This window comes from Kineococcus indalonis (assembly GCF_009906395.1).
In the GTDB taxonomy this organism is placed as follows: Bacteria; Actinomycetota; Actinomycetes; order Actinomycetales; family Kineococcaceae; genus Kineococcus; species Kineococcus indalonis.
The window spans coordinates 1-7,875 of record NZ_JAAALM010000157.1 but is presented as its reverse complement, the minus strand read 5'-3'; the positions used below and the strand labels follow the sequence as shown (position 1 = coordinate 7,875).

Below are 7,875 nucleotides of genomic sequence, written 5' to 3'. Positions count from 1 at the left end.
CCCGCCGGGCCGACCGCCCGGACGCGGCACCGGAGCACCGGCGGCACCGGCCCCGGTGCCCGCGCTCCGCCCGGCCGCCGCGTTCCCCGCGGTGACCAGGCCCAGCAGCGCCGCCAGCAGCAGCATCGACTTCGCCTCCCCGTACACGGCCGTGTTGTCGCCCATGCCGTGCACCAGCGCCCACAGCCACGCGCCCAGCGCGAAGCCGGCGGTGCGGGCGGCCGGGGAGCCCCCGCCGCGCACGACCGCGACCACCAGGCGGTGCAGCACCGCGCCGGCCACGGCCAGCACGCCCAGCAGCCCGGCCAGCCCCGAGGCGGCCCACGCGGCGATGAGCAGGTTGTGCGGGGGCAGCGCGTCCACGCCCAGCGCCGCGTACTGCTCCAGCGCCGCCGTCCACCCGCCGTGCCCCACGCCCAGCAGCAGGTGCTGGTGGACCATCTCCAGCGCCGCGTCCCACAGCGGCGCGCGGCTGGCCAGGCTCTCCTCGGAGGCGTCGGCGTACCCGGGCACGTAGCGCTCCAGCAGCCGCGGCAGCAGCCACGCCCCGGCGCCCACGGCCAGCGCGGCCTGCGGCAGGAACCAGCGCGCCGCCGGGCGCCCCAGCACGTGCACCGCCCGCACCGCCACCGGCAGCAGCAGCGCCAGCGCGGCGGCCGTCTTCGAGCCGGTCGCGAACGTCGCCGACCACGTCAGCAGCGCCCCGAGCAGCCAGCGGCGCCGGCCCTCGCGCACCCGCAGCACCAGGAACGCGAAGGTCGCCACGCCCAGGAACATGGAGGCGACGTTGGCGTTGAGGAAGAACCCACCGGCCTTGGCGGGGTCCATCACGTTGTTCGCGCCCTCGCCCCAGAAGGCGCGCACGGCGTTCTGGCCGGCGACCAGCCCGGCCAGCGGCGAGCGCAGGTAGGCGGTCTCGGCGGCGGGGGAGAGCCGGAACAGCCACACCAGCGCCGCGGCGAGCACCGCCCAGGCCAGCACCAGCTTCAGCGCCGCACCGGCCCCGCGCGGGTCCTCGCGCTCCACGCGCACCACGTGCAGGTGCAGGAACGCGAACGACAGCAGCCGGGTGCACTCCAGCACCCCGGCCAGCGGGTCCGGGGACCAGGCGATCGCGACGCCCTGCGCGGCGGTCAGCGCGAGCACCGCCCGCAGCACGGGGTCGCGCAGCGGCAGGCCCTTGCCCTCCACCACCCAGCACACCGCGATCAGCACGGTCCAGCACTGGCTCAGCGGCAGGGACAGCTGCCCCAGCGGACCGGCGAACACCTGCGGGACGGCGAGCAGCGCGGCCACGCCCAGGCGGGTGCGGTCCCCGGCCGTCAGGCACACCAGCAGCCCCGTCAGCCCGGTCAGGGCCACGAGCAGCAGCGTCACGAGGCCGCCCCGGGCGCGTGCTCGGCGACCCACGCGGTGAGGCGCTCGCGGAAGCGGTCGGGGCCGAACTCCCGCGCGCGCTGCCGGCACGCGCCGGGCGAGCACGCCTCGGCGCGCGCCACGGCCCGGGCGTAGGCGTCGGCGCGCTGCTCGGCCACGAGGGCGCCGGTGACCCCGTCGAGCACGGTCTCGGCGGCACCGCCGCGGTCGGGGGCCACCACGGGCGTGCCGGCGGCCATGGCCTCCACGGGCACGATGCCGAAGTCCTCCACGGCCGGGAAGAGCAGCGCGCCCGCGCGGCGCAGCAGCTCGCCCACCGCCGCCGGGCCGGGCGCCTCGAGCACGAGGACGGGCACGGAGGCGGCCTCGGCGCGCCGGCGCAGGGCGCCGGCCAGCGGGCCGGCGCCGGCGAGCACCGCGGGCCGGCGCAGCCGCTCGGCGACGTCGACGACGAGGGCGTGGTTCTTGTAGGGCACGAAGCGGCCCAGGGCGAGCAGGTACCCCTCGGGCAGGTCCAGCAGGTCCGGCCCGGCCGGCCCGGCGAAGCGCTCCACGTCCACCGGGGGGTGCACGACGGTGGCCTCGCGGCCCCAGAACCGCTCCACGCGGCGGGCCACCTCGGCGCTGTTGGCGGCCACGGCCGTCAGGCGGGCCGCGGCGCGCCGGTCCACCCCGGCCAGCAGGCGCCGCGCCGGGGCCAGCAGCGGGGAGGCGCCGCGCCCGTCCAGCTCCGGGCTCCACACGTAGCGGGCGGGGGAGTGCACGTAGGCCAGGTGGGCGCCGCCGGGGCGGACGAGGCGGTTGGCGGTGGCGAAGGCGTGGTGGGAGGTGACGACGAGGTCGTAGCCCTGCCCGCGGCCCAGGGCGCGCCAGGCCAGCGGCATCAGCGGCAGGGTCGCGGCGCGCCGGTCGCGGGTCAGCGGGTGGTCCAGGGCGGTGGTGCGCACGGTGCGCCCGCCCAGCTCCAGCGGCACGCCGGGGGCGCGGCTGAGGGCGTACAGGTCCGCCTCGGGCCAGGTCGCGGCCAGCGCCTCGAAGACCTGCTCGGCGCCGGCGCGGGCGGCGACCCACTCGTGCACGACGGCGGTGCGCGGGCCCGCCGGGGTGCGCGGCGGCCGCGCGGGGGGTGCGTCGAGCTGGGGGTTCGCCATGGTCCTCTGCGCCGGGTCGCGGGGTGGTGCGTCCCCCCGGTCGGCACGGCGGGCGCGGACCTGAGCCGCGCGGTGCGCCCGGCGGTCGCCGCGGGCCCCCGTGCTAGCGTGTGAGGCCGTTCTGCGAGTCGCGCTGGAGGTCACGGGTGAAGAAGCTGCTGCTGGTGGCCGCCGCTGCGGGTGCCGTGGTGGCGTGGCGCCGCAAGGCGTCCGCGAAGGCCGAGCGCGACCTCTGGGCGGAGGCCACCGACACCGTGCGCTGAGCACGGTCCCCCGGGGGGCGTGGCGCAATTGGTAGCGCACCTGCTTTGCAAGCAGGGGGTTAGGGGTTCGAGTCCCCTCGCCTCCACCCCGGACGACGCGAAGGCCCCCGCCCTGATCGGGCGGGGGCCTTCGCCGTGCTCGTCGTGCGCAGGCTCAGGCCTGCTTCTCGCCGCCCTCGGTGTCGTCGGCGTCGACGGGCGCGGTGGCCTCCTCGAAGTTCTTCACCGCGTTCGACGGCGGCTCGGAGGGCAGGTCCAGCGGCTGCGAGCCCTCGTGCTCGCCCGCACCGGCCGCACCCGCGGCGGTGGCGCCCGCGGCGGTGGACCCGGCGCCCGGCGTGGCGCCGGTGCTGGTGGAGGTGCCCGGCTGCTCGGTGCCCGTGGCCGCCGGCTCCGCCGGCCCGCCGGCGGACGGGGAGTCCGGCACGGGCGCCGCGGTGGCGGTGGGCTTGTTGGTGGGCGCGGCCGGCGTCCACGCGGCGCCCGGCGCGGCCCACGGGTCCTCCTGCCGGCGGCTGCGCACGGCGCTGAAGACGGCCGCGCCGGCGCCGACGGCGGCCAGCACGAGCAGGAACCTGCGGCCGCGCTTCTTCTTGGCCCGCTGCACGGTCGCCTCGCCCTTGAGCACGGCGAGCGCGTCCGCGCTGCGCTCGCGGACGACCTTGGTGCTGCTGGCGCCCTTGGCGGCGGCCGCGGCGGCCGCGGTGCCGGCGGCGGCGACCGCCGGGGTCGCGGCGGACTTCGCGGAGTCCGCGGCGTCGTGGGCGACCTCCACCAGGCGCGGCAGCAGGTCGCCGGTGAGCTTCTCGCGCGCGGTGTCCACCGCGGGGGCCACCTTGTGCGCGGCGACGGCCGCGGCGGTGCCCACCGCGGGGGCGACCTTGTGCGCGGCGGTGCCCACGTGGTGCGTGGCGCTCTCCACGTGGGGGGCGGCCCAGGTGCGGGCGCTCTCCACGTGCGGGGTGGCCCAGGTGCGGGCGGTGTCCACGTGGTGCGTGGCGCTCTCCACGTGGGGGGCGGCCCAGGTGCGGGCGCTCTCCACGTGCGGGGTGGCCCACGTGCGGGCGGTCTCCACGTGGGGGGTGGCCCACGTCCTCGCGCTCTCCACGGCGGGGGCGACCTTCTCGGCCAGGGCCTTCTCCGCGAGGGCCGTGCCCTGCTCGCGGACCTGCGCCAGCTTCTGGGTCCGGCTCTTGGTCAGGGACATCCGTTCCTCCTCGGTGCGTCGTTCGCCTCTCCGGGGCAACGCCCCGGCGCGCCGGTCCGTGCCCGGCCGGCGATCACCGGCCCCATCCCACCGCAGCGGGGCCGAGCGCGCCAGAGCGCGGGGGCCGGGAGCCGGCGCCGGCGGCGGGTGCGACGATGAGGCCCATGCGCGCGACCCTGCACACGAACCACGGCGACATCCGCGTCGAGCTGTTCGAGAACCACGCCCCCAAGACCGTGGCGAACTTCGTCGGCCTCGCCGAGGGCACCAAGGAGTGGAAGGACCCCTCCACCGGCGAGACGAGGACGGAGCGCTTCTACGACGGCCTGACCTTCCACCGCATCATCGACGGCTTCATGATCCAGGGCGGCGACCCGCGCGGCGACGGCCGCGGCGGCCCCGGCTACCAGTTCGACGACGAGATCCACCCGGACCTGCGCTTCGACAAGAAGTACCTGCTGGCCATGGCCAACGCCGGCAAGATCGCCGGCCACGGCACCAACGGCTCGCAGTTCTTCATCACCGTCGCCACCACCCCGCACCTGAACGGCCGGCACACGATCTTCGGCGAGGTCGCCGACGACGAGAGCCGCAGCGTGGTGGACGCCATCGCCTCCGTGCCCACGGGCCCGGCCGACGCCCCCCGCGAGGCGGTCGTCATCACCGGCGTCGACGTCGAGCGCTGAGCTGAGCACCTCCCCGCACCCGGCGGGCGTTCCGCCCTGCGCGGACGCGCGAACGACGGCGGACCCCGGGACGTTGGACGCGGCGTGAGCGAGGCCGCGAACGAGACGTCCACCGGGGTCCCCGTCTGCCCCCGGCACCCCGACCGCGAGTCGTGGGTGCGCTGCCAGCGCTGCGAGCGGCCCGCCTGCCCGCAGTGCCAGCGCCCCGCCGCGGTCGGGGTGCAGTGCGTGGACTGCGTCGCCGAGGCCGCCAGGTCGGGCCGCCAGGCCCGCACCACCCTCGGCGGCGCGGTGCGCAGCCGCGACACCCAGGTGACGAAGGTCGTCATCGGGCTGTGCGTGGCGCTGTTCGCCGGGCGGTACGTCCTGCCGCCCGAGGCGTACTCCCTGCTGCCGCTGGTCAACGTGCCCGCCGCCTTCGGCGGCTTCGGCCCGGAGCGGTGGTGGCAGCCGCTCACCTCGGCGTTCCTGCACGCCTCGCTGCTGCACCTGCTCTTCAACACGTACGCGCTGTGGGTGACGGGGCAGTACCTGGAGCCGCTGCTGGGCCGGGCGCGCTTCGCGGCGCTGTACGTGCTCTCCGCGCTCGGCGGCGCGGCGGGCGCCCTGCTGCTGCCCGGCACCGCCAACAGCGTCCTGGTGGGCGCCTCGGGCGCCGTCTTCGGGCTCTTCGCGGCGCTGCTGACCGTCAACCGGCACCTGGGCCGGCAGACGGGTCAGGTCGTGGCCCTCATCGCGATCAACTTCCTCATCGGCGTGTTCGTCGCGGGCATCTCCTGGCAGGCGCACCTGGGCGGGCTGGTGACGGGCCTGGTGGTCTCCGCGCTGCTGGTGCGCACCCGCCGCCGCGGTGCGGGGGCGCAGTGGGCCGGGGTGGGCGCGGTGGCCGCGGTGCTCGTGGTGCTGCTGGTGCACGCGGGCTCGCGCACCCTCTCCTGAGGCCCCCGGCTGTCCACAGGCTCCTCGCACAGCTGTGCGAACAGGAGGCCGGTTTCCACGTGCTGTGGGTCCCGGTGTGGACAGCGGTGCCCCTTACCCACAGTCGTCCACAGGTTGTGGACGAACCGGTGGACAAAGGCTGTGGACGCCGGGGCGCTCGTCCCCCGTCCACCCCCCGTCCGTCCGCACCTCGTCCCCAGGGACGAGGTGCGGCTCAGCCCCGGCGGCAGCTCAGCGCCAGCGGGTCGTCATGGCGAAGCCCACGAGCACCAGCCCGAAGCCGGCCACCAGGTTCCAGTTGCCCCAGCCCGGCACCGGGTACTGCGAGCTGGACAGGTAGAAGACGACGATCCACAGCAGGCCGACGACCATCAGCGTCACCATGACGGCGATCCACCAGCGCGGCGTGAGCTGGTTGCGGGCCTTCAGCGCGCGGTCGCTGCCGTCGTCCTCCACCTCGGCCCCGCGGCGCCGGCGGCGGCGCCTGCGCGTGGAGGCCTCCTCGGCGGCCGCGGCCGTCACGGCCTCGCCCAGCCCCGCGGCGGTCGCGCCGGTGCTCGAGCCGCCGCTCACCTGCTCGTCCGGCGACTCGTCGTCGCGGGGCCGCTCGCGGCGGGACTCGGTCACGTCAACCTCCGGGTCGGGACGGGTGGTGCGGGTGCGCACAGCTCGCCTGGTTAGCGTAGTGCGACACGACCTCGCGGACGGTCGCACCACGGGTGCGGCGGGTGAGCGGGGCGTGCGGAGCCGGGAGGGGGTGGGAGCGTGCGGGCACCGCGGCTGCGCTCGGCGGGCGCGCGCGCGGCCGTCGCCGGGGTCTTCGCCCTGGCCGGGCTGCTGTTCGCCACCAGCGCCCTGACCTCCCGGGGCACCGACCTGCGCTCGGAGACCGCCGACCTCGGCGCCCTGGTCGCCGAGCGCTCCCGGCTCAACGAGGAGCGCGCCGCCCGCGTGGGCGACCTGCGCGCCGAGGTCGACGAGCTCAGCCGCGCCGCCGCCCCCGCCGCCGGCACCGGCGCGGCCGACCCGCTGGACGACCCCGCCCTGGGCACCGCCTCCGGCGCGCTGGCCGTCACCGGCCCCGGCGTGACCGTCACCCTCGACGACGCCCCCGACGACGTGCGCCCCGCCGGGGCCAACCCCGACGACCTCGTCGTGCACCAGCAGGACGTCGAGGCCGTCGTCAACGCCCTGTGGGCCGGCGGCGCCGAAGCCATGTCGATCATGGACCAGCGGGTGGTGTCCACCTCCGCGGTGCGCTGCGTGGGCAACGTGCTCGTCCTGCAGGGGCGCACCTACTCCCCGCCCTACGCCGTCTCCGCCATCGGCGACCCCGCCGCCCTGCGCGCCGCCCTGGGCGCCAGCGCCCAGGTCGCCGTCTACCAGCAGTACGTCGACGCCTACGGCCTGGGCTGGTCCGTGGACGCCCACGACGCCCCCGACGGGCTGCTGCTGCCCGCCTTCGACGGCTCCACCGCCCTCAGCGCCGCCCGGAGCGCCGCGTGATCCGCCGCGCCGTCGGCGTGCTCGGCGAGCTGCTCGTCACCGCCGGCGTGCTGAGCCTGCTGTTCGTGGTGTGGCAGCTGTACTGGACGGACCTGACCAGCGGGCGCGCCCAGGCGGCGACCGTCTCCTCCCTGCAGCAGCGCTGGGACGCCGCGCCGGCCCCGGCCACCCCCGCGCCCGCCGTGAGCGGGCCCGTCGTGCCCGACGTGGACCAGACCCCGCCCACCGGCGACGCCTTCGCCATCGCCCACGTGCCCCGCTTCGGCAGCGGCTACGCCGTGCCCGTCGTGGAGGGCATCGACGCCGAGGAGCTCCAGGAGGGCATCGGGCACTACCCGGGCACCGCGATGCCCGGCGAGGTGGGCAACTTCGCGATCGCCGGGCACCGCGTCACCTACGGCAAGCCGTTCAACCGGGTCGCGGAGCTGCAGGAGGGCGACGCGGTCGTCGTGGCCACCGCCGAGCGCTGGTACACGTACCGGGTGCGCCGCTGGCGCGTCGTCAGCCCGCGGGCGGTGGAGATCGTCGCGCCCGTGCCGGACCGGCCGGGCGAGCCGCCCACCGAGGCGTGGCTGACGATGACCGCCTGCCACCCGATGCACTCGGCGCGGCAGCGGTACATCGTCTACGCGCAGCTGGAGTCGGTGCAGGACCGCGCCGCGGGGCCGCCGGCCTCGCTGGCGGCGGTGGGCTGAGCCGGGCAGCGGGCCGGGCAGCGGGGACCGGGGAGCGGGGGAGCGGCGTGT

At 77.3% G+C, this 7,875-nt stretch carries 9 protein-coding genes and 1 tRNA gene; 6 read left to right on the top strand and 4 right to left on the bottom strand.

Annotated features, from left to right (window positions below):
* Together GTR00_RS09785 and GTR00_RS09780 are read right to left on the bottom strand one after the other, a co-directional pair.
* Window positions 1–1,377, bottom strand: a 1,377-nt coding sequence (locus tag GTR00_RS09785; RefSeq protein WP_166611439.1) for an O-antigen ligase family protein, incomplete at its 3' end; no start/stop codon positions are given.
* Window positions 1,374–2,528 carry a glycosyltransferase gene (locus tag GTR00_RS09780; RefSeq protein ID WP_166611438.1) on the bottom strand — a complete coding sequence of 385 codons (1,155 nt, stop codon included), beginning with the start codon at window positions 2,526–2,528 and terminating at the stop codon, window positions 1,374–1,376. The genes GTR00_RS09785 and GTR00_RS09780, both read right to left, overlap by 4 nt.
* A gap of 146 nt (window positions 2,529–2,674) precedes the next feature.
* On the opposite strand from GTR00_RS09780, the gene GTR00_RS23870 reads away from it, so the two are divergent.
* Together GTR00_RS23870 and GTR00_RS09775 are read left to right on the top strand one after the other, a co-directional pair.
* On the top strand, window positions 2,675–2,791 hold the full coding sequence (locus tag GTR00_RS23870) for a DLW-39 family protein (RefSeq protein ID WP_323132369.1): 117 nt from the start codon (window positions 2,675–2,677) through the stop codon (window positions 2,789–2,791).
* A 13-nt stretch (window positions 2,792–2,804) separates the two neighbouring features.
* Window positions 2,805–2,877: transfer RNA gene (locus GTR00_RS09775), tRNA-Ala, on the top strand.
* A gap of 68 nt (window positions 2,878–2,945) precedes the next feature.
* Here the strand turns inward: GTR00_RS09775 and GTR00_RS09770 are convergent.
* Window positions 2,946–3,998, bottom strand: a complete 1,053-nt coding sequence (locus tag GTR00_RS09770; RefSeq protein WP_166611437.1) for a hypothetical protein — start codon at window positions 3,996–3,998, stop codon at window positions 2,946–2,948.
* A 164-nt stretch (window positions 3,999–4,162) separates the two neighbouring features.
* Between GTR00_RS09770 and GTR00_RS09765 the strand changes: the two genes are divergently transcribed.
* Window positions 4,163–4,684, top strand: coding sequence for a peptidylprolyl isomerase (locus GTR00_RS09765; protein ID WP_205705457.1), 522 nt, complete (start codon window positions 4,163–4,165; stop codon window positions 4,682–4,684).
* Between the two features lie 84 nt (window positions 4,685–4,768).
* Entirely contained in the window at window positions 4,769–5,623 is an 855-nt protein-coding gene (locus tag GTR00_RS25725; protein ID WP_166611435.1) for a rhomboid family intramembrane serine protease, read from the top strand.
* Window positions 5,624–5,854: 231 nt separating this feature from the next.
* Here the strand turns inward: GTR00_RS25725 and GTR00_RS23860 are convergent, their stop codons facing one another.
* Entirely contained in the window at window positions 5,855–6,250 is a 396-nt protein-coding gene (locus tag GTR00_RS23860) for a cell division protein CrgA (protein ID WP_166611434.1), read from the bottom strand.
* A gap of 138 nt (window positions 6,251–6,388) precedes the next feature.
* On the opposite strand from GTR00_RS23860, the gene GTR00_RS09750 reads away from it, so the two are divergent.
* Window positions 6,389–7,129: a DUF881 domain-containing protein gene (locus GTR00_RS09750; RefSeq protein ID WP_323132368.1), complete on the top strand. Its 741-nt coding sequence runs from the start codon at window positions 6,389–6,391 to the stop codon at window positions 7,127–7,129.
* On the top strand, window positions 7,126–7,824 hold the full coding sequence (locus GTR00_RS09745) for a class E sortase (RefSeq protein WP_166611433.1): 699 nt from the start codon (window positions 7,126–7,128) through the stop codon (window positions 7,822–7,824). The genes GTR00_RS09750 and GTR00_RS09745 overlap by 4 nt, the downstream gene beginning before the upstream one ends.
* Window positions 7,825–7,875: the final 51 nt, after the last annotated feature.

Bases quoted from the DNA above. Each gene is read 5' to 3' on its own strand.
- GTR00_RS09770 (WP_166611437.1), bottom strand. From the start codon at position 3,998: ATGTCCCTGACCAAGAGCCGGACCCAGAAGCTGGCGCAGGTCCGCGAG.
- GTR00_RS09780 (WP_166611438.1), bottom strand. From the start codon at position 2,528: ATGGCGAACCCCCAGCTCGACGCACCCCCCGCGCGGCCGCCGCGCACC.
- GTR00_RS09765 (WP_205705457.1), top strand. From the start codon at position 4,163: ATGCGCGCGACCCTGCACACGAACCACGGCGACATCCGCGTCGAGCTG.